This window comes from Acinetobacter sp. NIPH 2100, from assembly GCF_000369805.1.
Classification (GTDB): Bacteria; Pseudomonadota; Gammaproteobacteria; order Pseudomonadales; family Moraxellaceae; genus Acinetobacter.
The window spans coordinates 3,641,453-3,666,720 of record NZ_KB850224.1 but is presented as its reverse complement, the minus strand read 5'-3'; the positions used below and the strand labels follow the sequence as shown (position 1 = coordinate 3,666,720).

At 42.3% G+C, this 25,268-nt stretch carries 22 protein-coding genes; 13 read left to right on the top strand and 9 right to left on the bottom strand.

Translation table 11 applies throughout. The annotated features are described in order from the left end of the window. The first annotated feature begins 35 nt into the window (after positions 1–35). The 3 genes from F887_RS01175 (at position 36) to F887_RS01185 (ending at position 1,971) form a co-directional block, all read left to right on the top strand. Entirely contained in the window at positions 36–866 is an 831-nt protein-coding gene (locus F887_RS01175) for an AraC family transcriptional regulator (RefSeq protein ID WP_005297420.1), read from the top strand. Between the two features lie 77 nt (positions 867–943). After that, a complete protein-coding gene (locus tag F887_RS01180; protein WP_005297419.1) occupies positions 944–1,657 on the top strand; it encodes an AzlC family ABC transporter permease in 714 nt (237 codons plus the stop codon). Next, positions 1,654–1,971 (top strand): AzlD domain-containing protein, encoded by a 318-nt coding sequence (locus tag F887_RS01185; RefSeq protein WP_005297418.1) that lies wholly within the window; start codon positions 1,654–1,656, stop codon positions 1,969–1,971. Before F887_RS01180 ends, F887_RS01185 begins: the two co-directional genes overlap by 4 nt. Before the next feature lie 47 nt (positions 1,972–2,018). On the opposite strand, the gene F887_RS01190 is transcribed toward F887_RS01185, so the two are convergent. Beyond that, a complete protein-coding gene (locus F887_RS01190; RefSeq protein WP_005297416.1) occupies positions 2,019–2,774 on the bottom strand; it encodes an SDR family oxidoreductase in 756 nt (251 codons plus the stop codon). Positions 2,775–2,882: 108 nt separating this feature from the next. Here F887_RS01190 and F887_RS01195 point away from each other — a divergent pair, with 108 nt between their 5' ends. Then, the gene (locus F887_RS01195; RefSeq protein WP_005297413.1) at positions 2,883–3,767 is read left to right on the top strand and encodes a LysR family transcriptional regulator; all 885 of its coding nucleotides are present in this window, start codon (positions 2,883–2,885) and stop codon (positions 3,765–3,767) included. A gap of 86 nt (positions 3,768–3,853) precedes the next feature. On the opposite strand, the gene F887_RS01200 is transcribed toward F887_RS01195, so the two are convergent. Then, positions 3,854–5,161, bottom strand: coding sequence for a CitMHS family transporter (locus F887_RS01200; protein ID WP_005297411.1), 1,308 nt, complete (start codon positions 5,159–5,161; stop codon positions 3,854–3,856). 353 nt (positions 5,162–5,514) lie between these two features. Between F887_RS01200 and F887_RS01205 the strand changes: the two genes are divergently transcribed. Beyond that, positions 5,515–6,291, top strand: coding sequence for an HD domain-containing protein (locus F887_RS01205; RefSeq protein WP_005297408.1), 777 nt, complete (start codon positions 5,515–5,517; stop codon positions 6,289–6,291). Positions 6,292–6,342: 51 nt separating this feature from the next. On the opposite strand, the gene F887_RS01210 is transcribed toward F887_RS01205, so the two are convergent. Together F887_RS01210 and F887_RS01215 are read right to left on the bottom strand one after the other, a co-directional pair. Continuing rightward, complete coding sequence (locus tag F887_RS01210; protein ID WP_005297407.1) at positions 6,343–7,635, bottom strand: MFS transporter; 1,293 nt, start codon at positions 7,633–7,635, stop codon at positions 6,343–6,345. A gap of 212 nt (positions 7,636–7,847) precedes the next feature. Further along, the gene (locus tag F887_RS01215) at positions 7,848–8,225 is read right to left on the bottom strand and encodes a MerR family transcriptional regulator (protein ID WP_005297406.1); all 378 of its coding nucleotides are present in this window, start codon (positions 8,223–8,225) and stop codon (positions 7,848–7,850) included. A gap of 105 nt (positions 8,226–8,330) precedes the next feature. On the opposite strand from F887_RS01215, the gene F887_RS01220 reads away from it, so the two are divergent. Further along, on the top strand, positions 8,331–9,434 hold the full coding sequence (locus F887_RS01220) for an SDR family oxidoreductase (protein WP_005297405.1): 1,104 nt from the start codon (positions 8,331–8,333) through the stop codon (positions 9,432–9,434). A gap of 64 nt (positions 9,435–9,498) precedes the next feature. Here F887_RS01220 and F887_RS01225 read toward each other — a convergent pair whose 3' ends face one another. Beyond that, complete coding sequence (locus tag F887_RS01225; RefSeq protein ID WP_005297403.1) at positions 9,499–10,386, bottom strand: SDR family NAD(P)-dependent oxidoreductase; 888 nt, start codon at positions 10,384–10,386, stop codon at positions 9,499–9,501. 249 nt (positions 10,387–10,635) lie between these two features. Beyond that, positions 10,636–11,913 carry an O-acetylhomoserine aminocarboxypropyltransferase/cysteine synthase family protein gene (locus F887_RS01230; protein WP_005297402.1) on the bottom strand — a complete coding sequence of 426 codons (1,278 nt, stop codon included), beginning with the start codon at positions 11,911–11,913 and terminating at the stop codon, positions 10,636–10,638. 298 nt (positions 11,914–12,211) lie between these two features. Between F887_RS01230 and ettA the strand changes: the two genes are divergently transcribed. Continuing rightward, positions 12,212–13,873 carry an energy-dependent translational throttle protein EttA gene (ettA, locus tag F887_RS01235; RefSeq protein ID WP_004803860.1) on the top strand — a complete coding sequence of 554 codons (1,662 nt, stop codon included), beginning with the start codon at positions 12,212–12,214 and terminating at the stop codon, positions 13,871–13,873. A gap of 44 nt (positions 13,874–13,917) precedes the next feature. Here the strand turns inward: ettA and F887_RS01240 are convergent, their stop codons facing one another. Together F887_RS01240 and F887_RS01245 are read right to left on the bottom strand one after the other, a co-directional pair. Next, a complete protein-coding gene (locus F887_RS01240) occupies positions 13,918–14,295 on the bottom strand; it encodes a tetratricopeptide repeat protein (protein WP_005297401.1) in 378 nt (125 codons plus the stop codon). Positions 14,296–14,467: 172 nt separating this feature from the next. Continuing rightward, on the bottom strand, positions 14,468–15,160 hold the full coding sequence (locus F887_RS01245) for a YidX family protein (protein ID WP_005297399.1): 693 nt from the start codon (positions 15,158–15,160) through the stop codon (positions 14,468–14,470). Between the two features lie 153 nt (positions 15,161–15,313). Between F887_RS01245 and F887_RS01250 the strand changes: the two genes are divergently transcribed. The 5 genes from F887_RS01250 (at position 15,314) to F887_RS01270 (ending at position 22,657) form a co-directional block, all read left to right on the top strand. Next, on the top strand, positions 15,314–15,712 hold the full coding sequence (locus tag F887_RS01250) for a cation efflux protein, CzcI-like (protein WP_212749626.1): 399 nt from the start codon (positions 15,314–15,316) through the stop codon (positions 15,710–15,712). Between the two features lie 53 nt (positions 15,713–15,765). Further along, positions 15,766–17,187: a TolC family protein gene (locus F887_RS01255; protein ID WP_005297397.1), complete on the top strand. Its 1,422-nt coding sequence runs from the start codon at positions 15,766–15,768 to the stop codon at positions 17,185–17,187. Then, positions 17,187–18,422 carry an efflux RND transporter periplasmic adaptor subunit gene (locus F887_RS01260; RefSeq protein ID WP_005297396.1) on the top strand — a complete coding sequence of 412 codons (1,236 nt, stop codon included), beginning with the start codon at positions 17,187–17,189 and terminating at the stop codon, positions 18,420–18,422. Before F887_RS01255 ends, F887_RS01260 begins: the two co-directional genes overlap by 1 nt. Next, positions 18,412–21,579, top strand: a complete 3,168-nt coding sequence (locus F887_RS01265; protein ID WP_005147398.1) for an efflux RND transporter permease subunit — start codon at positions 18,412–18,414, stop codon at positions 21,577–21,579. Before F887_RS01260 ends, F887_RS01265 begins: the two co-directional genes overlap by 11 nt. A 133-nt stretch (positions 21,580–21,712) precedes the next feature. After that, the gene (locus F887_RS01270) at positions 21,713–22,657 is read left to right on the top strand and encodes a cation diffusion facilitator family transporter (RefSeq protein ID WP_005147397.1); all 945 of its coding nucleotides are present in this window, start codon (positions 21,713–21,715) and stop codon (positions 22,655–22,657) included. A 300-nt stretch (positions 22,658–22,957) separates the two neighbouring features. On the opposite strand, the gene F887_RS01275 is transcribed toward F887_RS01270, so the two are convergent. Then, a complete protein-coding gene (locus F887_RS01275) occupies positions 22,958–23,296 on the bottom strand; it encodes a hypothetical protein (protein ID WP_005185581.1) in 339 nt (112 codons plus the stop codon). 230 nt (positions 23,297–23,526) lie between these two features. Between F887_RS01275 and F887_RS01280 the strand changes: the two genes are divergently transcribed. Then, positions 23,527–25,176 (top strand): hypothetical protein, encoded by a 1,650-nt coding sequence (locus tag F887_RS01280; RefSeq protein WP_005297395.1) that lies wholly within the window; start codon positions 23,527–23,529, stop codon positions 25,174–25,176. Positions 25,177–25,268: the final 92 nt, after the last annotated feature.

Sequence of the window (25,268 nt, the reverse complement as noted above, 5' to 3'; positions counted from 1 at the left end):
CCTGACATGATGCAAAGAATTCAAAGGAGGTCTTGATGTCGCGAAGACCTCGTGAACAAGTCGATTACTTACATCTAGAAGAACTAGGTGGTCTGGAAATGCTGAAAGCAAGTTACTATCAGCAGGAGTTTTCACGACATGTTCATGAAGGATTTTGCATTGGCGTGATTGAAGAGGGAGCGCAACGCTTTTATCGTACAGGTGGCAATCATGTTGCACCACAAGGCGATATTATTCTGGTCAATGCCGATGAAGTTCATACTGGCTCTGCTGCTGTAGAAACAGGATGGCGTTATCGTGCAATTTATCCGACCCCCGAAATATTTCATGAACTGACACGTGATTTGACTACCGTGCATGGCACTGCGCCGTGGTTTAGAGAGGCGGTACTCCATGATGAAGGCCTAGCTCAACAATTTCGATTACTCTTCGATTTATTTGAACAGCCCAATAATACCTTGCTCAAACAAACCCTATTTTTATCCACCATTGCATGGTTGGTGTCCAAGTACAGTCAGGTCAAACCACAAACAACGGACTTGAGCAATGCCAAGCAGCGAATTTTAAATATTAAAGAGCTGATGGCAAGTATGCCAGAGCAGGAGTTCTCATTGGCTACAATTGCGGAAATGGCCAATCTGAGTCAGTGGCATTTTTTACGTCAATTTAAAAAACATGTGGGACTGTCACCGCATGCATGGTTGGTGCAGGCACGCTTGCAAAAATCCCAAAAACTCTTAAGACAAGGACTTAACTTATCTGAGGTTTCACAACAATGTGGATTCTCGGATCAGAGTCATTTTAGTCGGCATTTCAGGCAAACATTTGGTATTACACCCGGTGGCTATATCAGCTACCTCAAATAAAACAGCAATTTTATACAATTCTCACTTATCAATTTTTGGCATAGTGATGGTGTCTTTTATGAGCAATTGTGATTTTGATGTTAAGTGAGACCATAACAGATAACACGCCAATGACCGCATCTCGGGCATTTTTAAATGGTGTGATTAAAATACTGCCTCTTTGCTTTGCAGTTCTACCTTGGGGTTTGCTTGCGGGCTCCATGGCGATACAGGCGGGACTGACCACGCTACAAGCGATTGGCATGTCGGCTTTGGTTTTTGCTGGTGCGGCGCAATTGATGACCTTGGGTTTAGTGATGGCTGGAACACCCGCCTTAACCATCATCATTTCGGTATTTCTGATTACCACGCAGCATTATTTATATGCGCTGTATTTACGTGAGGATATTTCCAAGCAACCGCTGAAACATCGATTGATGTTGGGTTTTTTGCTCACCGATGAATTATTTGCTGTAAGCATTAAAAAACAGCAGCACTATATTTACTATTTACTTGGGGCTGGCAGCTGTTTTTATCTGTGCTGGGTGCTGTTTAGTCTATGTGGCGTATTATTGGCGGCTTCAGTGCCAAATTTAGATCAATATCATTTAGATTTTTCGATTGTTGCGACCTTTATCGCGATTGTTATTCCCTTTATTAAAAATATAAACACTTTGGTCGGTGTGTTGGTATCTGTGCTGTTAACCTTGGTTTTCTTGAGCTTAGGGATAAAGAGTGCAGCCATTTTGGCTGGTGTGATCGGCATGTTAACAGCGACCTGCTTACAGAATCTTCGGGAGCGTGCAGCATGACTTGGTTTCTTCTGATTATTTTGGCTTTAGTGGTGTTTATGAATCGCTATATTTTGCTGGAACCGAATATTCCGTTGCGATTGCCGAAATGGTTTCAGCAGTCATTGCAATATTCTGCGCCGTGTTTGCTGACTGCGATTGCGACACCAATTGTCTTTATGGATGAGCATGGTGCATTCCGTTCGACTTTATTCAATCCATATTTCCTTGCCACGATCATCACCGTTGTGCTTGCCTATAAAGTCAAACATACCTTGCTGACTATTATCCTGAGTCTGGCTTGTTTTTATGCCTTGGTCTATGGGTTAAATTAAATAAGCTTGGGATAGTCAACCATCCCAAGCTTATTACTCAACACACATTAACGTGTGGTATAGCCGCCATTGGCGAAAATGGTTTGTCCTGTAATCCACCAACCCTCTGTGACTAGAAAGCGGACCAGTGGTTCAATATCTTCAATTTGGGTGAGACCGCCTAAGGCCGATGCTGATTTATGATAAGCCACCGCTTCTGGTGATTCTTGTCCATAAAAGAAAGGCGTATCCATTGGCCCAGGTGCAACAGCAGTGACGGAGATACCGCGCTCACCAAACTCTTTTGATGCCGCACGCGTATAGTGTTCAACAGGTGCTTTTAAACCTTCATAGGTTGAATAGAGACCTGTATAGGCTGCCAGTAGACTGGTGACGATGGTGCAGATTTTTCCATTTGGATTGAGATGCCAACCCGCTGATTGAATAAAGAAATAGGCAATTTTATTGTTAATGTCATTCATACCATCAAACTCTTTTTCGGTGGTGTTTAAGAATGGTTTTTTTAGTACGCGCCCAACCGTATTAATCGCAATATCAACACCGCCAAATTCCTCTTTAGCTTTGACAAAGAGTGCTTCAATATTTTCAATATGAGATAAATCTGCTTGAACGAGTATGGCTTTCGCCCCAAGTTGCTGAACTGCTTTTAAGGTTTCTTCCGCATCTACTTGTGTCGCTGAACTATTATAATGAATGAGTAAATTGGCACCTTGTTCAGCGAATTTGCGTGAGATCAAACCACCTAAGTTTTTAGCACCACCCGTAATCAATACGGTTTTTCCTTTTAGATCATGCTTTGACATTGATTTATCCTCGTCTTGTTTTGCATGAAAATCATGCTAATTGAATTTATTTGTTTGAAATAGTTGTTAGTATTGAACTGATTGTGCAAGAAAGTTGAACAATAAAAAATGGATAAGATTGATCGTTTAAAGATCTTCTGTTTGGTTGCAGAGAAACAGTCTTTTGCGCAAGCCGCTGTGCAACTGGGGCTGCCGCGTTCCAATGTCACATATGCGATTCAGTCACTTGAAAAAGAATATGAAGTGCTCTTGTTTTATCGAACCACGCGAAAGGTGTCTTTAACTCATGAAGGCAGCGTGTTCTATGATGAAGCCATGCGGTTGGTGGCACAGCTCAAGGAGCTGAATCGTTTCAAAACCCATGTGCGTAGCCAAGAGGGCAAGATCAGTATTGGTATGCCGAAACGTTTGGCAACACAAATTCTGATTCCTCATCTATCCGCGTTTTACCAACGTTATCCCAAAGTAAAAGTGCTGGTGAATGGTAGTGATGACTTTTCTAATTTGATCGAGCAACAGCTGGATTGTGTGGTACGCGTGGGACAAGTTCAGGATGAATATCTGTTGATTCGTCCCATTACCCAGACCGAGATATGGACTGTGGCAGCACCACAATATCTGGCTGAGTTTGGTGAACCTCAACATTTTGAGGAATTACAACAACATTTTGCGGTCGATTATCATGTGGCTAAACATTATCGAGAGATGAGTGAATTGGCTTTTCAAGCGCATCGGATCAAAATGCCATATCGCTTATTGATTGAAAACACCGAAGCCTATATTCAGGCAGGTTTAGCGGGTATTGGCATTATTCAAATTCCAGAATTTGATGCAGCACCTTATGTACAGCACGGGCAGTTGCAGCGTTTATTTGTGGATATTCCGAGTGTGCAGTTACCAGTCAATATTTTACTGACTGACCGTCAGTATCGACCCAAGTATTTTCAAGATTTTATAGATTGGTTGGATGAACTCTTAAAAACCAGACTTTAAAATATAAGCGTGATTTTCTGTAGCTAAGCGCAGAATTCAAACCAATAAAAAAGCATACCTGAGTATGCTTTTTATTTTGGCAAGGATTAATAAAGACCAAGTAAGAAGCCAGCACCCAAGGTGAAGAAGCTGAACAGCCAGATCCAACCGAAAGAATAGCGCAAATGGCGTCCCATATCGGTGCCTGTCAGTCCGACTGCAAGCCAAGTTGCAGGCGAGAATGGACTCACAAAAGTTCCTGCATTATTGCCAATTGCCATGGCATATACCACCGAGTCAGCATTGACACCAGCCGTTGCAGTAACTTCCTGCACAATCGGTAACAGCGCAAAGTAATAGGCATCGGTACTGGTAAAGATGTCCATCGGTACACCTAAGATCCCGACCAGAATATGTAAACTGCCGATCCATGTGCTGGGTAGAATTTTAATTAAATCCAAGGCAATCGATTGCAACATACCGGATTCAGAGAGAATGCCAAGAAATGCGCCTGCAGCAAAAATAATCGCAACCATACTCAGTGCTTGCGGTGCATGACGACCAATCACTTCAATCTGTGTTTTCGGTTGAGGGAAATTGACGATCAACACCAGTGCAAGGGCGATCATAAACACATAAGGCGCAGAGAATAGACCAAACGCCAAGCAAATAATGGCAGTAACGATCAATCCCAAGTTAAACCACAGGTTTTTGGGTTGAGCATCTTCTTGGATATCTTCGGCAAGGTCTTTGGCCATACAGTCTTGTTCAAATGGGGTGGTACCGAAAGCCTGTGCTGCGAGAATCCGTTTTTTCTCACGTAATCCCATGAATACAGCAAATATTATCATTCCTGCCACACCAATCACTTGAACGGGAATCAGGCTATGCCAGAGTGTGGCAGCATCTAACCCTGTCGCGGCTGAAGCACGGCCCAAAGGTCCGCCCCACGGCACCATATTCATCACGCCCATACTACCCGCCATTAGCAATAGCATCAGATAAGGGCTCATGCCGAGTTTACGGTAGAGCGGCAATAAGGCAGGAATAATAATCAGAAAGGTTGCAGCACCTGAACCATCCAGATGCACAATTGCGGCAATCACAGTGGTCATGACCGCAACAATCACAACATTGCCGCGCGTCATTTGAACCATGCGTTTAATCATTGGGTCAAAGACATGTAATTCTTTTAATATACTGAAAAATAAAATAGCGAATAAAAACATCGTCGCTACTTTGGTCACTTTGGCTAGACCAGCTTCAAAGAAGCCAGAAATCTCGCTAATCGAAAAACCAGCAATGAGGGCGCCAATAAGAGGAACAATCGACATCGCTACAATTGGACTGGTTTTCCCAGACATCAGCAGCACGACAATCGTCACAATAATTAGAATACCGATCAGCGTCAGCATTATTTACTCCCTTAAGTTGTAACCTCTTGTCATTGGAAAAGTGTTAAAAATACACCAAAAATTAAAAAATGAAGCGCCGTCCATTATGCATAAAAACTTAATTAATTCTTAAAAATAAGGATAAAAACTACGCAAAAAGTGGGTTAAATGAACAAAATGTTTAATTTTAGATAAAAATATGACTCAAGTTGTTTTTTTAATTACGTGATAAGTGTGTGAAAAAATTATTTTTATCTGGTTTGAAAGCGAGAGCTAAAACCCCAAAAACCAATCGCAATCCTTTTGACTTTCGCGTTTCGTTCTAGTAAAAATTAAATTAGAGTAATTGCTCTAATTTTGATGGGGAAATGAAAATGCAAATTGGTCGACAAGCTTGGATGAGACAAACTTCGGGTGATTTATCCTTAAAAGATCGTATGGCACTTTTGAGTCATAGCCTGTTGCCTGTGCTAAAACAGAGTATAAAAATGTACAGTTTGGCGAATCGTAACGGGCCACTTGTTCAGCATGATTTGAGTCTGGATGATCTTAGACTGCCTGACAGTTCAGACGTACGGCAGGCGTTAGAACAAATGCAATCTTGTAGTTCGGATGCCTTGCAAAACCATTGTCTCCGCACATGGTATTACGCAGTTGCTTTTGCCAAGATACAAGATCTTCAGCGTGATGATGAGCTGTTGGCAGTGTCGTGTTTATTGCATGATTTGGGAATGACTGCACCGCATTATCAGCATGAACCACATTGTCGTTGTTTTGCTGGACAGGGGGCTTATGCCGCAAGAGATTGGTCACTTGAACAGGGTTGGCAACCAGCACGAGCCGATCAACTTTTTGAGGTGATCAGTATGCATATGAATCCTCATGTCGCATTGAAAGAAGGTGTTGAAGCGCATTTGCTGCAACAGGCGGCCAGTTGTGATGTGATTGGAAGTCGTGGTTTTGAGTTTTCAGAACAGTTTAGACAGCAATTACTGCAAAAATATCCTCGGCTCGATTTTAATCGAATCATGATTGAATTTACTCAACAAGAAGCGATGCAACGTCCTCGATCCCGTACCGCCATGGTGGTGCAGAGTGGATTTAAGCATTTGGTGGATCTGAATCCTTATTTGGAATCAACCCTCAAATAAAAAACCACCTTTGCTTTGACAAAAGTGGTTCTTGTTCACGACAGAATATAGTTAGTGGTCATGTTCCAGGTATTCAGGCTTTTTCGGTAAGGCCAAACTACATAAGAAACAGATAATCAGCATGACAATCACGTATACGAAGAAGGTATTTTCAATGCCTGCATCTTTAAACAATAACGCTACCGATGGTGCAGAACCGCCAAATAAGGCATTACCGACAGCATAAGAAAAGCCGACACCCAAAGCACGGACATGTGGCGGGAACATTTCAGCTTTGACTAGACCACTGATTGAGGTATAGAAGCTCAGCAACATCATCAAGAAAATCAGTAGGAGTGTGATAATGACAGGGGAGTCAGCAAAACTGCGCATGCCTGTCACCATGACGGGATAAATAAAGATCGCACTGAGTAAACTGAATGCCAACATGGATGCACGACGACCAATACGATCTGACAACATACCAAACAAAGGTTGTGCCAGCATAAATACGAATAGCGCAGTGGTCATGATAAAGCCGACCGTTTTGCCATCCATGCCAATATTGGTGAGATAGGTTTTAGAGTAAACAGTGACGACATAAAAGGTCAGTGAACCTGCTGAGGTATAACCAACAACCAATAAAAAGGTTTTCCAATGCTGCTTGAGCAGGGCAACTAAACTCCCTGATTCTTCACGGTCAGCATCTTCATGCGACAGGGTTTCCTCTAAACGACTACGTGCCAGTAAAGACAATAATGCAGCAATACCACCAATCACGAAAGGAATACGCCAGCCGCCATCATTGAGTTGCTGTTCGGTCATAAAGCCAAGCAAGATTACCCCGAGTAAACTGGCAAGTAACTGACCACCCGAAAGGGTAACGTACTGGAATGATGCAAAAAAGCCTCGCTGACCTTTTAAACCCAGTTCACTCATATAGGTCGCAACAGCACCGTACTCCCCACCGACAGATAAGCCTTGTAATAACCGAACCATGAGCAGTAAAAATGGTGCCCACATGCCGACTTGATCATAAGTCGGTAAGGCTGCAAATAAAAATGAACTGAGTGCCATTAAGCAGATCGAGATGACCATGGATTGCTTACGACCCTGACGGTCAGCAATCCGTCCGAATAGCCAACTACCGATTGGGCGCATAAAAAAGCTGGCCCCAAACACCCCCCAAACATAAATGGCTTTGGTGGTTGGGTCCATATCTGGAGCGGTCAATGCGTGGGTAAAATAGGCAGCAAAAACGGCATAAATATAGAAATCGAACCATTCAACTAAATTCCCTGATGCCGCACCGACAATACCCTTGATGCGACTTCTTCTTTCTTCCTTGCTATATGTCTGACTCATATCTGTTCCTTTTCAACCAAGCAAGATTCTGTAACTGAATCTTTACAGAATGTTATATACCGCTAAAAAAGGATGAAAATGGCACTATTTTGTATGCTTTTTATGAATAGATTTTTATATGAGGAGAATCAGACGGGTTTTAGCTAAGCCTTTGAGAGAGATCAGAAATGTCAGAATGGTCAATGCTGATATTTTAATGAATTGAAAAGCAGTTAATTTAGGTCCGGAATCGGACAATCTTTTCTTAAAGGACAAGCTTCACCCTGAGTAAATTTGCTTAACATGGTTTTGATTTGATGAAGTTGGGCAATCTTCTCATCAATCAAAGCTAACTTGTCTTGAAAAATGCTTTGTACTTGTGTGGCAGGAATTTCATCCAGTGCCGTCATCGCTAAAATCTGTTTAATCTCATTGAGCGAGAACCCCAAATTTTTCGCGGTACGAATCAGTTGTAATTGTTGCAGTGTTTGTTCTGAATAATCTTTATAGCCATTATTGCAGGTGATGGATTGAATCAGCTGCATTTTTTCATAGAAACGAATAGTATCCCGACTTAAATCAGTCTGTTTGGCCAACTGTCCAATTAACATGGTGATCCTCCTTATTATTCTTGAAAGTGCTAAAAAATCACTTGACCATTGAGTGTACTCCATCCTTTAGCCTGTGCCTACATTCAATAAAAAAGGGTAATCGAGATGGAAACTCAACATCTATCAGCACAGCAAGACAAGCAAGTGGCGATGGTCGCTGGTGCGACAGGATTTATTGGACGCTACCTGATTGCTGAATTGCTACGGCAGGGGCATCAGGTTTTTGCATTGCTGCGTCAGAAGGATGAGCAAAAAGCCATACTTACAGATTGGCTTCATCAACACCAAGTTCCCTTGGATCAACTGACTTTCAGTCAGGGTGATGTGACACAGCCGAATCTTGCCATCAGTGAACAAGATTGGGAAAAATTAAGCACAGTGAATACTTTATATAATAGTAGTGCACTCTTTGCATGGAATTTGAGTAGCCAACAAGCAAGGGCTGTGAATGTGGAGGGAGCACTGAATTTATTGAATTGTGTTCATCAACATTGTGCTTTAAAGCGTGCGCTACATGTTTCGGGTTATATGTTGACGATTACGAGTCATTTACAGCAAGCAGGGATCTGCCTTGAACAACCTGATCGTACTGAGTGGCAATCTGTGTATCAACATTTGGGGGCTTATGAAGCCTCCAAGATCGAAGCACATTTTGCATGGATACAACAGGCACAACAGTTATCTGTAGACTGGACCATTATTCATCCTGCAACTGTTGTGGGCGATGATGTTTCGGGTGAAATTCCGATAAATCAGCCCATCGCACAAATGATTGATTTGCTTAAGCGAGGAAAAATGAGCGCCATCCCAGCAACGGCTCAGCATTATCTACCATTGGTTCGTGTCGATGATCTATGTCGGATTATGGTCAATGCTTCGGTTGATAGAGCATTGTCGAATCAAGCAATGTTGGTGGTGAGTGAAAATAATCTGGCTTTACATCAACTGACACGGTTGATTGCAGAGCAATTACAGGTACGTGCGCCAACAAGACATGTACCGATCGGGATGTTGAGGTTTATTTTAAGATGGCAATGGTTGGCGAAGAAGTTAGAAATGTCTAGCGAAATGCTGAATTTCCTGAGAACTGAACAGCTGGATCGAACGGTTTTGGCCCAATTTCAACAACGTTGGCAGATTTCGACGGGAAACCTAGAAGCAGCGATTCGTAAAACAACCGATTGGATGAATCAAAACACAGACTCTTAAAATACTTGTGCATAAAAAAGCAGCCAATCTATTGAGTGGCTGCTTTTTGAATCATCGTAGACGATTACCAGTGTTCACCTGGGAACAAACGCGCATAAGCACGTTGCATAATGTTCAATTTCTCTTGCTCACCGACAGATGCTGTAGAGCTTGGGAATAAGTTGAAACCAATCGACATTAAAATGTTGTTGACGTCAGGTGCAATCGCATAGGTAATTGAAGCAAGTCGACCTAAATTGGTTGCAATCTTTTTCGGACGTTTCACAATTGCATAGGCAATTAAATCGGCTGCTTCTTCTGGTGAAAGCGTTGGCACATATTTATAAATCTTGGTTGGTGCGATCATTGGGGTACGCACTAAAGGCATATAAATTGAAGTAATCGCAATTTTGTGTGAATGTACTTCCGCAGATAAACAACGACTAAATGCATCCAGCGCAGCCTTAGACGCAACATACGCAGAAAAGCGGGTTGCATTGGCAAGAACACCAATCGAGCTAATGTTAATGATTTGGCCGTCTTTACGTTGCATCATGTGCGGTAAAATATTCAGCACTAAACGTACTGCACCAAAGTAATTTAACTGCATGGTACGTTCGAAGTCATGGAAACGATCAACAGATTCATGTACCGCGCGACGGATTGAGCGTCCTGCGTTGTTCACAAGAATATCAATGTGATCCACTGCCGCTAAGATTTCTTTTGAAACTGCGTCAATCGATTCCATATCATTGAGATCACATGGAAATACTGTCGCTTTTCCACCTTCAGCCTCGATCTCAGCTTTGACCTCATCTAACTTCTCCTTAGTACGGGCAAGTAAGAGGACATGTGCACCTGCTTGCGCAAGGTATTTTGAAACCGTTAAACCAATACCACTTGATGCACCAGTGACAATGATTGTTTTACCGTCGACTTTTTGCTGAAAAAGTTTTTTGAGTTTTGCATTCATGTAAGTTACCTACATTAATCACGCTGTTGTTTGCAATGCCTTCTTATTACGATTAAACACTACACTTTATTTTGGTGTAATATTAACCGATATTTTTTGTTTGTCTAGTGTAAATCTTTGAAAAATAATGTATTTTTTAGAGTAAAAACTCTAAAACAAGATATTGTAATAGTTGAAAAAGCAATTATATTTTTTAGCTTTTGCACAAAAAATAAGCCCCTGAATCGGGGCTTATTGATTTCATTAAAATTAAACTTGAGCCAGGGCCTGTTCGAGGTCGGCAATCAGATCATCAACATGCTCAATCCCAATAGATAAACGGACTAAGTCCTCACTGACGCCTGCTGATTTTAGCTCCTCTGCATTGAGCTGGCGGTGCGTCGTCGTGGCTGGATGGCAAGCCAGACTTTTGGCATCTCCGATATTCACCAAACGAGTAAATAGCTGTAATGCATCAATAAAGCGGGTACCACCTGCCAAACCATCCTGAACACCAAAGGAAAGGATGGCAGAAGGTTTACCTTTCACATATTTTTGTGCCAAATGATGCTGTGGATGGTCTTTTAGGCCTGCATAATTCACCCACTTCACTTTTACATGTTGCTTTAAATATTCGGCAACTTTGATGGCATTTTCAGTATGACGTTCCATCCGCAGATTTAATGTTTCGAGACCTTGCAAGATTAGGAACACGCTCAATGGGCTGATTGCAGCACCAGTGTTACGCAATGGCACTACGCGTGCACGTGCAATAAAAGCGGCTTCACCCAATACTTCGACATAATTAACGCCGTGATAGCTTGGGTCAGGGGTATTTAAAGCTTTAAAGCGTTCAGGGTATTTGCCCCAAGGAAACTTGCCGCTATCAACAATCACACCACCAATACTGTTGCCATGTCCACCGATATATTTGGTCAGAGAGTGCACCACAATATCCGCACCAAATTCAAATGGCTTCAATAGGGCAGGTGTCGCTACGGTATTATCGACAATTACAGGGACACCGTATTCATGTGCAATCTTGGCAATCGCTTCAAGGTCGATAATATTGCCTAGAGGGTTGCCAATCGATTCGACAAATACCAGCTTGGTCTTATCGTCAATAATTTGGCGTAATGCTTCAGGATTCTGATAATCAAAGAAACGAACTTCGATGCCTTGCTTTGGCAGCGTGTGGGCAAATAAATTATAAGTTCCGCCGTACAGGGTAGACACTGACGCGATATTGTCACCTGCTTCGGCAATGGTTTGAATTGCATAGGTAATTGCTGCCATGCCTGAGGCTAAAGCCAGTGCCCCAATGCCACCTTCCAGTGCAGTAATACGCTGTTCAAGTACGGCAGTGGTTGGATTCATAATTCGGGTATAGATATTCCCCTGAACTTTGAGATCAAACAAATCTGCACCATGTTGCGTATTATCAAAGGCATAAGAAGTGGTTTGATAGATTGGTACCGCCACTGCTTTGGTGGTTGCTTCTGGTGAATATCCCGCATGAATGGCTAGTGTTTCATCTTTATAGGTCATGATTACATCATCTACGTGTGTTAAATATTGATCGAGTCTAGCGTATATTTTATCCAAAATGGTGCATAATTTTTGCGCTTGATAGTGATTTTAGTGATATAGCGAGTCTTGAATGGGCGTAATTATTTTTGAAAATGAGCAAATAATTCAAGCCTGTAATGTCTTGCAAAAGAAAATCCTTTGATCCAGACAAACAAATGACATCTTAACTTCAAGTCAATTGGGTTTTCAGCGTATAATACGCCGATTATTTTATTCGCTATTTTGCGATGTATTCGTTTTTCTTGAGGAGTCCTGCGTGGCCCAATATATTTATACGATGAATCGAGTGTCGAAAATGGTTCCGCCGAAGCGCGAAATCTTGAAAGACATCTCTTTATCATTTTTCCCAGGCGCAAAAATTGGTGTGCTTGGTTTGAACGGTGCTGGTAAGTCAACCTTACTCCGTATTATGGCTGGCGTAGATAAAGATTTCTCAGGTGAAGCTCGTGCACAACCAGGAATCAAAATCGGCTACTTAGAACAAGAACCGCCATTAGATCCAACCAAAGACGTTCGTGGTAACGTTGAAGATGGTGTACGTGAAGCACTTGATGCTTTAGCTCGTCTTGATCAAGTTTTTGCTGAATATGCTGAGCCTGATGCAGATTTTGATGCGCTTGCAAAAGAGCAGGAAAAATTAGAATCAATCATTCATGCTTGGGATGCGCATAACCTGAATAACCAGCTTGAAATTGCTGCTGATGCATTGAACCTTCCAGCTTGGGATGCAGATGTATCACTACTTTCAGGTGGTGAGCGCCGTCGTGTTGCACTCTGCCGTTTATTGCTTTCTAAGCCAGATATGTTACTTCTTGATGAACCGACGAACCATTTAGATGCTGAATCAGTATCTTGGTTAGAGCGTTTCTTGAAAGACTTCCCAGGCACCATCGTTGCGATTACGCATGACCGTTATTTCTTAGATAACGTAGCTGAGTGGATTCTTGAACTTGACCGTGGCATGGGTATTCCTTACCAAGGTAACTATTCTTCTTGGTTAGAACAAAAGAATGCGCGTTTAGAGCAAGAAAACAAGCAAGAAGAATCTTTTGCCAAGGCATTGAAAAAAGAACTTGAATGGGTTCGTTCAAATGCCAAAGGTCAGCAAAAGAAAAACAAAGCGCGTATGGAACGTTTTGAAGAACTTAACTCACGTGAGTTCCAGCAGCGTAACGAAACTTCTGAAATTTATATTCCACCTGGCCCGCGCCTAGGAAATAAAGTTGTAGAAGTTGAAGGCATCAGCAAATCATTTGATGGCCGACTGTTGTATAAAGACTTAACTTTCACAATACCGCCAACTGCGATTGTTGGTATTGTCGGTCCGAACGGTGCAGGTAAAACGACACTGTTCCGTATGATGACGGGCGAGCAGCAACCAGATACCGGTACTGTGACCTTAGGTGAGTCAGTTAAAGTGGCTTATGTCGGTCAGATCCGAGATACATTGGATAACAATAAAACTGTTTGGGAAGAAGTTTCTGGCGGTTTAGATATCTTAAGAATAGGTGAATACGAAATTGCATCACGTGCTTATATCGGTCGCTTTAACTTCAAAGGCCAAGATCAGCAAAAACGTGTAGGCGAATTGTCTGGTGGTGAACGTAACCGTTTACAACTTGCAAAAATCTTACAGTTAGGTGCAAACGTCATCTTACTGGATGAGCCATCAAATGACTTGGATATCGAAACTTTACGTGCTCTTGAGGATGCAATTCTTGTATTCCCAGGTACCGTGATGGTGGTATCGCATGACCGTTGGTTCCTTGACCGTATTGCGACTCATATTTTGTCATTTGAAAATGAACAACCAGAGTTCTACGAAGGCAACTATGCAGAATATGAAGCTTACCGTCAGTCACGTTTGGGTGATGCAGCGGTAGCAAAACGTTCTAAATATAAAAAGATTACAGGTTAAATCCTGAAATTAAAAAACCAGCTTTCGAGCTGGTTTTTTTATGCTTATGAAAAAGCCAATTCACTAAACACCGTATATAAATAGGCTTTCGCTTCAGGATGCCCTTGATGGACTGCGCGTTCAAGCCAGTATTGTGCTTTTTTATAATCTTTATCTAAGCCCAAGTCCCCATCTAAATAACTTTGGCCTAGCTTAAATGAGGCATCTGCATTACCGCGGAGGGCTGCACGCAAGAAATACCAAACAGCGTTACGGTCATTTGACGAAACGTAGGGATGAGAGTCTTGTTCATGCTCATGGTGGGCCAATGTTTTAAAAAATTCAGCTTTATGAAGTTCCATTTCAGAATCGGACAGGCTGTTCTGTTCAATAAAACCAGAACAATAGGAATGCAACCGCTGTTTGATATTTGCAATATTCATCATGCAACTCCTTAAGCTAAGTTTTTCATTATTATGTTTTTAATATAAGTTTTTTCTTTGCAGCTATTGTTCTATTTGTGTATTCCATAACAGTGAGAAATGCCATAGAAAATAAGCCAATACCTGATTGTTTAGGTCATTGGCTTATCTAGTTGTACCCATTTATTTGTGTCTATTTATTAAAATCACCCCGCATATCAGACCATATCAAGAGTGGAGTCACAGTGACGACATCGAAGGCCATAGCTAAAGGATAAAGCACCATGTGGGTCGCACGTTTAACTGGATGCTTGGTGGTGGTCGTTATCTGTTGCTGGAGGAGGATTGGATAAGGTTGTGGTAGTTTCTGCTGAATTTTTTTGTGATCTAATCCTTGATAAAGCTGTCCTTTGAAAAATACATTGATATAAGGATAGGGTGCAGTTTGCTGATTTTGGATCAAATCAAAGTTTTGGCGAAAACCTAAGGATTTTAATAAGACTTTTTGCTTTTGATTAAGATCTACCATTCGGGTGTTATAGCGAATTTGTAACACCCCGTGGAAATGATTGGGATCTTCCATGGTCAGCACTAGCGGTGAAGGGCTGGTCAAAGTGCGTTGCTCTGTTGGAATCGTATTGAGGAGTTTTAACAGTTCGGCACTACCATCCGTCATTAAATAATTAAAATCCTGCCCGATAAAGACTAGGGCCTGTTCGGTTTGATTTTGAATAGCTTGACCTAAAGCAATAATTTGATCTTGCTTTAAGGTAACTGATTGAGTTTGTGTGGTTTCATTCGGAAAAGCTTTATCTAATAGGGTGGTTGCGCAACCACTTAGGCCGAAACAGGCAGTGAATAGTAAAAATGATAAGGTTTTATACATAGGAATGACTCAAGAAATGGTAAAGTTGTTTCTCTTTAGAATAAAAAACTGTTTTAAATCAGAAGGAAGTTTGTACAAAAAAGTTTTGTAATTTTATTACATTGGCATAGCCTGCTATAGTGCCTTTGTGCAATTTACTGTAAGGGTGTGCTGTTGCAACGCTCAACGATTTTTGTGACCGTCTTGCTGAGTTTGTTCATGTTCCAAAGTTTCTGGAATGTGGCAGCGGCTTATTGCGCGCATGAAAAGTCGAGTGAGTACAGCGCTTTGAATCATTTCGGGCATCACGTCCCTGAAAATGCACAAGTTTCTGAGAAAAATTCAAAAGTGGTTGATCAATACGCTTCTGATTTACCAATGCCATTAAGTTTGCAGGATCACCATGATCATTTGCCTTCTTGTTTCCATGTGGTCGTGACCGAAGCACAGCAACAGTTGAATGATCCCATTTTGCGGACTCATGAAGCAGAACCCAAATATTACTGGTCTAATTCCTACCAGTCCCCGCATTTATCAGAACTAAATCCTCCCCCTGTATTGACCCCGCTATAGGTGGGGTAGCCGAAAAATAGCCCACCGCAACCTTATTATTTGCGGGGCTTTATATGTCTTTAAATCTAAATCAGCGTATCGATGCATTGCATAAAAATGCAGTAGAACATGGTGCGCCTTCAATAGCATTAAAATGGTCAGTCTTAGCGATTACGTTAACGGCTGTGATTTTTAGTCAGTCTGCAACAGCAGAGTCTTTGCTCGATGTGAATCATTCATCGACTCAGGCTGTGCAGAAAAATCTGAATTTTGAACAAATCCTGCGAGATGTGAAACAGCATCAAGCAGGTATGGGCGTTTGGCAAACTCAGCAAGGTATTGCTGAGGCCAATGTTAAACAAGCGGGTTTATGGGCAAACCCAAGTATTTCGATTCAACAAACGGATTTTAGGTCAGGTAAAGACAAGGAATTAGAGTTTGGCCTTTCACAAAAGCTGGATGTTTTTGGTGAACGTCGTGCAGCGGTGAAACTCGCTGATGTGCAAGCGTCCCAAGTGGGCCTTAATCAAGCGTTATACGATGCTCAACTCGAATTGGCCGTCAAATATCTTTGGTCGCAGGTCGTGGTGTTAGAGCTAGAGCATGATGTTGTTCAGGCACAGTTAAAAAACAGTCAGGCAACTTTAGATGCGACGCGTTTAAGACTGCAAGCTGGGAGCATCGCGCAGGTTGATTTAGACCGTACCTTGATGGCACATATTGAAAATCAGCGTTTATTTCAACAAACCGAGTTGGCTTTAGCTACAGCAAAGCGCCAATTGGCAAATTTATGGGGCAGTACTGACAATCGATTTTCTGCCCGAGCGAGCAATGTCTGGCCGCAACAAAAAGATTTGCAAAGCTATTTGCAGAACAATTTATTTGAGCGAGCAATCCAACTGGATATTGTGCGGCAAAAAGCCAATATTGATTATTTGAAAGTATCCAACCGACCGAATCCAACCCTTAATGTAGGGATGGTACAAAGTAAAAGTGCGGAAACCAATTCAACTGATAACAAGTTCAGAGTGGGCATCGATATTCCGTTAAATATTTTCAATCGTCAGCAATATTCATTACGAATTGCCAATGCCAAACAAGATTTACTGGTCAAGCAGCAACAGTTTTATAAGCAACAAAACTTAAATGCGATTCAGACCTTAAGCGCAGAGTTGTCGGGTCTAAAGCAACAGTTTGATCTGGTCAATCAGCGACAAATTCCATTGTCTGAAACCGTACAGGAAAAGATGCTGCTCGGTTTCAAAGTGGGTAAATATGCGATTACCGATGTGCAGCAAGCCACGATGCAATTGCAGGATCAACGTTTAAATAAAGTGCAGTTGCTGAAAAGTGCATGGCAAAAACAGATTGAGGCAGAGAGCTTGGCACTGGGTATTGAACCAGGCGTCGTCAGTTCAAGTGATGCATTAAATCAAATCAATCAGACCCTTTGGAAAGATACCAATAACCTTCCCACTGTTGTAGGAGCAGAATAATGTCGACAAATAAATCTAAGAAACAGTGGTTTTGGGTCATTCTGGTGGTCGTTGTTGGCTTAGTCCTCAGCGCATTATTATTTTTTACTGGCAAGAACAAACCTAGTGGTGAAGCAGCTGCAGCGGGCGATAGTCATGCCGAAGGCGAAGAGGGTCATACAGAAGGTGAAGCTGGACATGCTGATGAAACTGAGGAAGGCAGCTTAAACCTAACACCAAAACAAATGACGGAATATGGCGTTAAATTGGCTCAGGTCGGTGTAGGTGAAGTGGGGCAGCAATATGCCTATCCTGCGAAACTGGTAACCAATACTGATCAGCAAGCGCATGTTTCAGCAACTTTTGCTGGACGCGTAGAAAGTGTCAATGCTGCCCTTGGCGAACAAGTGAAGAAAGGACAGGTTTTAGCCACTTTGTTTATTCCAGATCTGGTGGATCAGCAAGCCAATTTAAGTATTGCTCAAGAGGCTTTAATGCTTGCTCAGCAAGATTATCAGCGTGAAAAGCAACTTTGGGAACAAGGCGTTTCAGCGCGTCAGGATTATCAACGTGCCTATAATGCCTATCGTCAGGCACAGATTCAGGTACAAGCAGCCCGTAGTCGTTTATCTGCTTTAGGTGCATCCAGTGGAAGTCAGGGACGTTATGTGTTGACCGCACCATTAAGTGGTGTCGTCAGCCTGAAAGATATTGTAGTGGGTGAGCAGATTACTCCAGATAAGCAGTTGTTTGTGATTGATCAATTGGATCAGCTTTGGATTGAGTTTATTTTACCAAGCGTCAATAACATCAATGTACAACCAAATCAGCAGATCGAGTTCAAATCCCTGCAAACCAGTAATACTTTTAAAGCACAGATTCAGACCTTAACTACAGCGGCAGATACACAAACGGGCCGTTTGCAAGTTCGTGCCAAAGTACTGACCCCTGCCAAAGAACTGCGACCAAATTTGATGGTCAATGTGTTATTGAATGGTGCGGATAAAAAGTCAGTCCTTCGTGTTGCCAAAGGCGCGATTCAGCAGATCGAGGGCAAAGCAACTGTTTTTGTGGCCAAGCAAGAAAAAGATAAATTGCATTTCACCCCAACGCCAGTACAGCTCGGTAATTACTCGAGTGATGGACTGTGGGTCGAAATTCAATCCGGCCTGACTGAAAAACAGCAATATGTCAGTCAGGGCAGTTTCCTTTTGAAATCTGAGATTGAGAAAGGAGAGGCTGAGCATGGACACTAAAGATAATTTGGGGCTTCCACCTGCGGAAGGCCTCTTTGACCGTATTATTCAATTTTCCATTCGCAATGCGATTTGGGTCATGCTGTTTGTTGTGGCATGGATTGGTGTCGGGATTTATAGCTATCAAAAGCTTTCAATTGATGCTGTTCCCGATATTACCAATGTTCAAGTACAAATTAACAGTCAGGCAGGTGGATTTACTGCACCAGAGGTTGAGCAACGGATTACTTATCCGATTGAAAATGCCATGTCAGGTATTCCAAACCTAGAGCAGACGCGTTCGATTTCCCGTTATGGTTTATCCCAAGTCACGGTGATTTTTAAAGATGGCACCGATATTTATTGGGCACGTCAGCTGATCAATCAACGTTTACAAGAGGCCAAAAGTGCCTTGCCTGATGACATTGATCCACAAATGTCACCGATTTCAACGGGTTTAGGTGAGATTTATCAGTGGGTGGTCAAGGCAGAACCGAATGCCAAAAAAGCAGATGGTACGCCTTATCAAGCCATGGACCTGCGTGAAATTCAGGACTGGATTATTCGTCCTCAATTACAACGTGTGCCTGGTGTTGCTGAAATTAATACCATTGGTGGTTACAACAAGACCTATGTGGTTTCCCCAGATTTAAAACGTTTGCAACAATTGCAAATTCCTTTAACTGACCTGCAAACGGTGTTGACTGAAAACAATGAAAACCGCGGTGCGGGCTTTATTGAAGAAAATGGTCAACAACTCACAGTTCGTATTCCGGGCATGTTGAAGACGGTACAGGACATTGAAAATGTCACAGTCAGTACCAAAAATGGTTTACCCATTCGTGTTGCTGATGTCGCAACGGTTTCAATTGGGCATGACCTAAGAACAGGTGGCGCGACCTATAATGGTGAAGAAACTGTACTCGGGATCGCCATGATGATGATGGGCGAGAACAGTAAATCTATCGCCCAAGCATTAGATAGCAAAATGCAGGAAATCAAACGTTCATTGCCTGAAGGGGTGGTGATCGAAACAGTGTATAACCGCAGTAATTTGGTCGATAAAGCCATTAAGACCGTTGCCAAGAACTTAATTGAAGGCGCAATCCTGGTGATTGTGATTCTGTTTGTGTTCCTAGGTAACTTCCGTGCGGCACTGATTACCGCATGTATTATTCCCTTGTCGATGCTGTTTACGCTGGCAGGTATGGCTGAGCAAAAAATTAGTGCTAACTTGATGAGTTTAGGTGCACTGGATTTCGGGATTATCGTCGATGGTGCGGTGGTGATCGTTGAAAACTGTATTCGACGGTTGGCAGAAGCCCAACACCATAAAGGGCGATTATTGACACGCTCCGAACGCTTTACCGAAGTATTCTTGGCAGCAAAGCAGGCAAGACGTCCGCTGATTTTTGGACAAATCATCATTATGGTGGTGTATTTGCCAATTTTCGCATTGGCAGGTGTGGAAGCGAAGATGTTCCATCCAATGGCCATGACGGTGGTATTGGCATTAATCGGAGCAATTATTTTATCGGTGACTTTCGTTCCTGCTGCGGTAGCTTTATTTGTCACGGGTGAGGTAAAAGAAAAAGAAAGTCGCTGGATGGCTGCATTAAAACGCAATTATGAAGCTTTGCTAGATAAAGCTTATGCCTTTCGTTATGTGGTGGTGGCTGGTGCAGTGACCATTTTGATCCTCACGGCTGCGATTGGTTCTCGAGTAGGAAGTGAGTTTGCGCCCCAACTGAGTGAAGGGGACTTTGCTTTACAATTGATGCGTGCACCAAGTACAGGGATTGAAGAATCGCTCAAGATTCAGGAAAGTGTTGAGAAGCAATTACTTGCAGAGTTTCCTGAAATCAAGGCAATTTTTGCACGTACAGGAACGGCAGAAGTAGCAACCGATGTGATGCCACCCAATATTTCTGATGCAATCGTACTGTTAAAGCCACGTGATCAATGGCCTGATAAATCAGAAACCATAGACGAGTTGCGGACCAAAATGTTGGCCTATGTTGAGAAAATTCCGGGCAATAACAGTGAGTTTTCTCAGCCGATTGAATTACGTTTCAACGAACTGATTTCAGGTGTGCGTAGCGATATCGGGGTGAAAATTTTTGGTGATGATATGCAGGTCTTGAACCAAGAAGCAGAAAAAGTTGCCCAAACGTTACGAACCATCACTGGCTCAAGTGAAGTGAAGGTCGAGCAAACGGATGGCTTACCTTTACTTAATGTTGATATTGATCATGCTCTCGCGGCGCAATATGGTTTATCAGTGAAATCCATTCAAGATTTAGTCGCAGCGAGTATCGGTGGACAAAGTGTTGGGCAGATTTTACAGGGTGACCGTCGCTTCGATTTTGTGGTGCGTCTTGATGATGTCATGCGGACCCCGCAGCAATTGGCGATGTTGCCGATTCAGCTACCGAATGGTGGTCTGATCAAACTGCAAGATGTGGCGAAGGTTGAAAATATCTTAGGTCTGGCACAACTCAGCCGTGAAAATGGTAAGCGCCGTGTTGTGGTGACCACCAACGTTCGAGATCGTGATTTGGGCTCATTCGTGGGTGAGATGCAACAGAAACTTGCACAGCAAAAATTACCAAGCGGTTATTGGCTTGGTTATGGCGGTCAGTTTGAAAATCTTGCCTCTGCTAAAGCCAGAATGCAAATTGTGGTGCCATTGGCATTGCTGATGATCTTTGTTCTGTTAATGGCTGTCTTTAATAATTTTAAAGAGAGTTTATTGGTATTTAGTGGTGTTCCATTCGCGTTGTCAGGTGGTTTAGTTGCGCTATGGCTTCGGGATATTCCATTGTCGATGTCTGCGGGTGTAGGCTTTATTGCCTTATCTGGTGTCGCGGTACTGAACGGTTTGGTGATGCTCAGTTTTATTAAAGAGCTAAGAGAACAATACGATGTTCATTACGCCACATGGCATGGCGCGGTATTACGTCTACGCCCTGTTCTAATGACGGCTTTTGTAGCATCGCTCGGTTTTATCCCGATGGCGATTGCCACAGGCACAGGTGCCGAAGTACAGCGCCCGTTGGCAACTGTGGTGATTGGGGGGATTATTTCATCTACCTTACTGACCTTGTTGATCTTGCCCGTGGTTTATCGTTGGATGAATGAAGCTAAAGAGCGAAAAATTCAGGAAACCGCAACTTAATCCGTTTATGCTATCTTCTTAATTAAGCATTTTATTAAGAAGAATCTGAATTAGCCAAAGCTATCCCAGCTTTGGCTGACGATAAGACCTGAAACAGATAGGTCTTATTTTTGATAATGATAAGGAGTCCAACATGAGTGGACATCAAGGGCATGACCATAGTCATGCAGTCGTTACTGAAGGCAATGCAAAAAAACTTACGATTGCGTTGGTATTAACTTCAACATTCTTAATCGTTGAGGTGGTCGCGGGTTTAATTACACAAAGTTTAGCCTTATTGTCCGATGCTGCGCATATGTTTACCGATGCTGCTGCTTTGGCGATAGCTCTAGCTGCAATTAAAATTGCTAAAAGGCCGGCGGATAATAAGCGTACTTTTGGCTATCAACGTTTTGAAATTCTGGCGGCACTATTTAATGCGTCGATGTTATTCTTTGTGGCAATCTATATTCTTTACGAAGCCTACCAGCGTTTTACTCAGCCTCCTGAGATTCAAAGTGTTGGCATGCTGATCGTCGCTTCATTGGGCCTGATCATTAATTTGATTTCGATGAAGATTTTAATGTCGAGTGCAGCGGAAAGCCTGAATATGAAGGGTGCTTATCTCGAAGTATTGAGCGATGCATTGGGTTCGGTCGGTGTGATCATTGGTGCGATTGTGATTTATTTCACCAATTGGTACTGGGTGGACACCATTCTTGCGGTTGCTATTGGTTTCTGGGTCTTACCAAGAACATGGATTCTGCTCAGACAAAGTATCAATATTTTGTTGGAAGGCGTACCAGAAGAAGTCGATATTGAGAAACTACGTAATGATTTGCTGGCATTGGACGGTGTTGAGAGTATCCACCAATTGAAGGTATGGGCGATCACATCAAAGAATATTCATCTCACAGTACATCTCTTTGCACCGAATGTAGATCGTAATCAGCTACATCGTGCAGCAATTGATATGTTGGCGCATGAACATGAGATTGGTGAGGTGACGTTGCAAATTGAAGATGATGCAGAAATGAATTGTCAGCATACCCATCAACAGAATGAAGAAGTAGCACATGATCCTTCACATCAGCATTAAGCTGATGTGAATCTTCATTTAGGGATAATTGACCTAAACCTAGCATAAAATATGAAACTTGGAAGAGTCATCTACAACCTGAATAGAATCTGCAATGGACGGTTTTTGCAATATTTATATTTAAATGCAAGAAGTGAACAGGTTTTGTAGATGACAATGGTTTTGCCTACTTTTCCCGAAAGAAAAGTAGGTCGAACCGAAGGTTAATCCTAAAATAGGATGAGACTTCAACATGACTCCGTTGTAACTATTTATTTTTTAATTTGTTAAAAATAGAAAACGACGGATTCTGGCTAATGATTAATTCTGCCATTCGTTGTTGCAGTCACGGCATTTCCAATGCTTTTGTGCCTGCATAAAGGATTGCATTGAAATTTTAAAATCAGGCAGATCACGCCAGAATAAAACGCCTGCAATGACACAGATGACAAAGACCACCACGGTCGCGATTTGTAGGCCTTGACCTGCACCATTGCCAAAAATCCACATCGCAACACTAATCAAGACCAAGATCAATAAAATGAAAATAGCTGGAACAAGAAGCACTAAACTTTTTGGTACATTTGGGCGCGGACTATTGGCACCCTGACTTGCAGGCATAATTTTCACGCTTTGACATTTCGGGCAACGGTATTGCATAAAGGATTCCTATTCTGTTTTGTCTATTTTAGCGAAATTTATGTAAAAGCAAAAATCCTGAGCGTTTCAAATACATAAATTTACTTATTATTTCTATTGTACAGATATTGAGACCTGCGTATATGATCGCGTAGAAGGTCATGCTACAGCTCGTCTAAAGCTGTTCGCAAAAGGGTGTTCAGTCTGCTAAGTTGCGAGATGAACTGGCTCAATAGTGCGAAAGGAACCGCATGCTACCCACCAAGATTCTAAAATTGCGTTTGTCACGCATACAGAAAGGAAAAGAGCATCTTTCAACTCAAGATAAGTTGATGCTGGTGAGCATGGAAAGTCCTGATCTGAGTGCGCATTTCCTATTGCGGTTATTTAAAGTTTCTTTACCCAAGCAGTGGAAATTTAAACATGAGAATGATGAAGATATTCTTTATTCCACAGAATTGATTCAATTGATTGAAGATGAACTGCTCACTGCTTATGAAGTTCATGCGCGTAAATATGCTTGGTATGAACAATGTCTAATGTATCGACTCAATTTCATCGTTACACAGCCCACACAGCAGCAAATCAACGGCTATCTACGTCAACTTGATCATTGTCTGGATCAACAACCAAAAATTGAGTTACTCAGCTATTTCCAACAGCACTATCCGAGTGCGCAGCATGCAGTTGCTTTGGCTAACGCCTATGCGGGCGCGACAGAATATACTCAAGCCATTGAGTTATATGAATGGGCAGCCCAGCAATCTACTCAGCGTAATGAAATTGCGTTTTATGCCTATATTGAGTGTTTATTAAATCGAAATGAGTCTGAATATAAACTACAAGTGAGTGATGCTGAATATGCTATGAATCTGTTAGTTCACTATCAAAAGCCCATTGATCAGAAAAATTATAATCAGATATTACAGCGTGCTGCGAGTCAATTATTGCCTGAATCTATTTTAAAAACACGAGCGATTGAAACCAATATTTTGGCAGATGTTGGACGTGGATTAAATTCACTGGGGAAATCTCTGAATGGGTTGCTGGGCGGCAAGCAATCGCATATCCCTTTTAGTCAGGCCATGATTGTAAGCGCACCGCAATTGTTAAGTGAAACCAGCATTGTTGAATGTTTAGCGCAGTCAGAAGGCTTACAAAAGGCGTTACGATATCTGCTACAGACTGAGGATAGCTCACAACAACGAGATACAGCATATTTGCTTGGGCAGTTCTGGAACGCAATGCAACACGATACAGATGCTTTGCACGTCTTGTTACAACCTGAGCAAAAAGTTGAGTTGACCAATGTACTTATTCAGACCAAATCGACACAAATAGCAGAGCTACGGTTGGGACAAATTCAAATCATCTTAGAGCAAGGTCTTATGGCTTATCTGGGTGATGTGCGCTTGAATAAACAACATCCAGAACGAGCGGCTTTATATGCGCAGCGAGACATCGTGGTTCAGGAAATGACGGCCTTTGCGAAATGGTTCCACCAAGCGCTTTTGAATCCTTATGTACAGCAACAGATGCAGCAATTCAAACAAGTCGATCACTTGCTTAAGCAGTGTAGTGAAGTCGCACTCAGTAGTCGGTTATTCGCTTTGCAATTGGAAATACGCAACCGTGCTCAAGACTTATCAGTATGGATGCAAACCAAGCTAGAACAAGGCAATGAATTGGATCGGATGCAAGCGGCTTGGGTTGCACTACGTGAGCTATCGAGTTTTGGCATTGGGCAAGAAAAAGTACAGCTGCTTGAGTCCACTTTGGAGCATTATAAAACGATTCGTTTGAGCCAGATTCAAACGGTACATGCAGAGCATAAACAGCAGCTTGTATCGACGGATGAGGAGCTAGAATTTCGGAATGAAAGAGGTGATTTGAAGACCTAAATAATTTGGCACTGCACAACAAAAATACGCAAATTGCTGTGTGGGACATGCTAATCTACAGAAAAACGTCTAATAAGTTCAGAAAGCAGATC

Bases quoted from the DNA above. Each gene is read 5' to 3' on its own strand.
- F887_RS01180 (WP_005297419.1), top strand. From the start codon at position 944: ATGTTAAGTGAGACCATAACAGATAACACGCCAATGACCGCATCTCGG.
- F887_RS01220 (WP_005297405.1), top strand. From the start codon at position 8,331: ATGGAAACTCAACATCTATCAGCACAGCAAGACAAGCAAGTGGCGATG.
- F887_RS01265 (WP_005147398.1), top strand. From the start codon at position 18,412: ATGGACACTAAAGATAATTTGGGGCTTCCACCTGCGGAAGGCCTCTTT.
- F887_RS01210 (WP_005297407.1), bottom strand. From the start codon at position 7,635: ATGAGTCAGACATATAGCAAGGAAGAAAGAAGAAGTCGCATCAAGGGT.
- F887_RS01260 (WP_005297396.1), top strand. From the start codon at position 17,187: ATGTCGACAAATAAATCTAAGAAACAGTGGTTTTGGGTCATTCTGGTG.
- F887_RS01175 (WP_005297420.1), top strand. From the start codon at position 36: ATGTCGCGAAGACCTCGTGAACAAGTCGATTACTTACATCTAGAAGAA.
- F887_RS01270 (WP_005147397.1), top strand. From the start codon at position 21,713: ATGAGTGGACATCAAGGGCATGACCATAGTCATGCAGTCGTTACTGAA.
- F887_RS01195 (WP_005297413.1), top strand. From the start codon at position 2,883: ATGGATAAGATTGATCGTTTAAAGATCTTCTGTTTGGTTGCAGAGAAA.
- F887_RS01215 (WP_005297406.1), bottom strand. From the start codon at position 8,225: ATGTTAATTGGACAGTTGGCCAAACAGACTGATTTAAGTCGGGATACT.
- F887_RS01240 (WP_005297401.1), bottom strand. From the start codon at position 14,295: ATGAATATTGCAAATATCAAACAGCGGTTGCATTCCTATTGTTCTGGT.
- F887_RS01185 (WP_005297418.1), top strand. From the start codon at position 1,654: ATGACTTGGTTTCTTCTGATTATTTTGGCTTTAGTGGTGTTTATGAAT.
- F887_RS01190 (WP_005297416.1), bottom strand. From the start codon at position 2,774: ATGTCAAAGCATGATCTAAAAGGAAAAACCGTATTGATTACGGGTGGT.
- F887_RS01230 (WP_005297402.1), bottom strand. From the start codon at position 11,913: ATGACCTATAAAGATGAAACACTAGCCATTCATGCGGGATATTCACCA.
- F887_RS01205 (WP_005297408.1), top strand. From the start codon at position 5,515: ATGCAAATTGGTCGACAAGCTTGGATGAGACAAACTTCGGGTGATTTA.
- F887_RS01245 (WP_005297399.1), bottom strand. From the start codon at position 15,160: ATGTATAAAACCTTATCATTTTTACTATTCACTGCCTGTTTCGGCCTA.
- F887_RS01275 (WP_005185581.1), bottom strand. From the start codon at position 23,296: ATGCAATACCGTTGCCCGAAATGTCAAAGCGTGAAAATTATGCCTGCA.
- F887_RS01225 (WP_005297403.1), bottom strand. From the start codon at position 10,386: ATGAATGCAAAACTCAAAAAACTTTTTCAGCAAAAAGTCGACGGTAAA.
- F887_RS01280 (WP_005297395.1), top strand. From the start codon at position 23,527: ATGCTACCCACCAAGATTCTAAAATTGCGTTTGTCACGCATACAGAAA.
- F887_RS01255 (WP_005297397.1), top strand. From the start codon at position 15,766: ATGTCTTTAAATCTAAATCAGCGTATCGATGCATTGCATAAAAATGCA.
- F887_RS01200 (WP_005297411.1), bottom strand. From the start codon at position 5,161: ATGCTGACGCTGATCGGTATTCTAATTATTGTGACGATTGTCGTGCTG.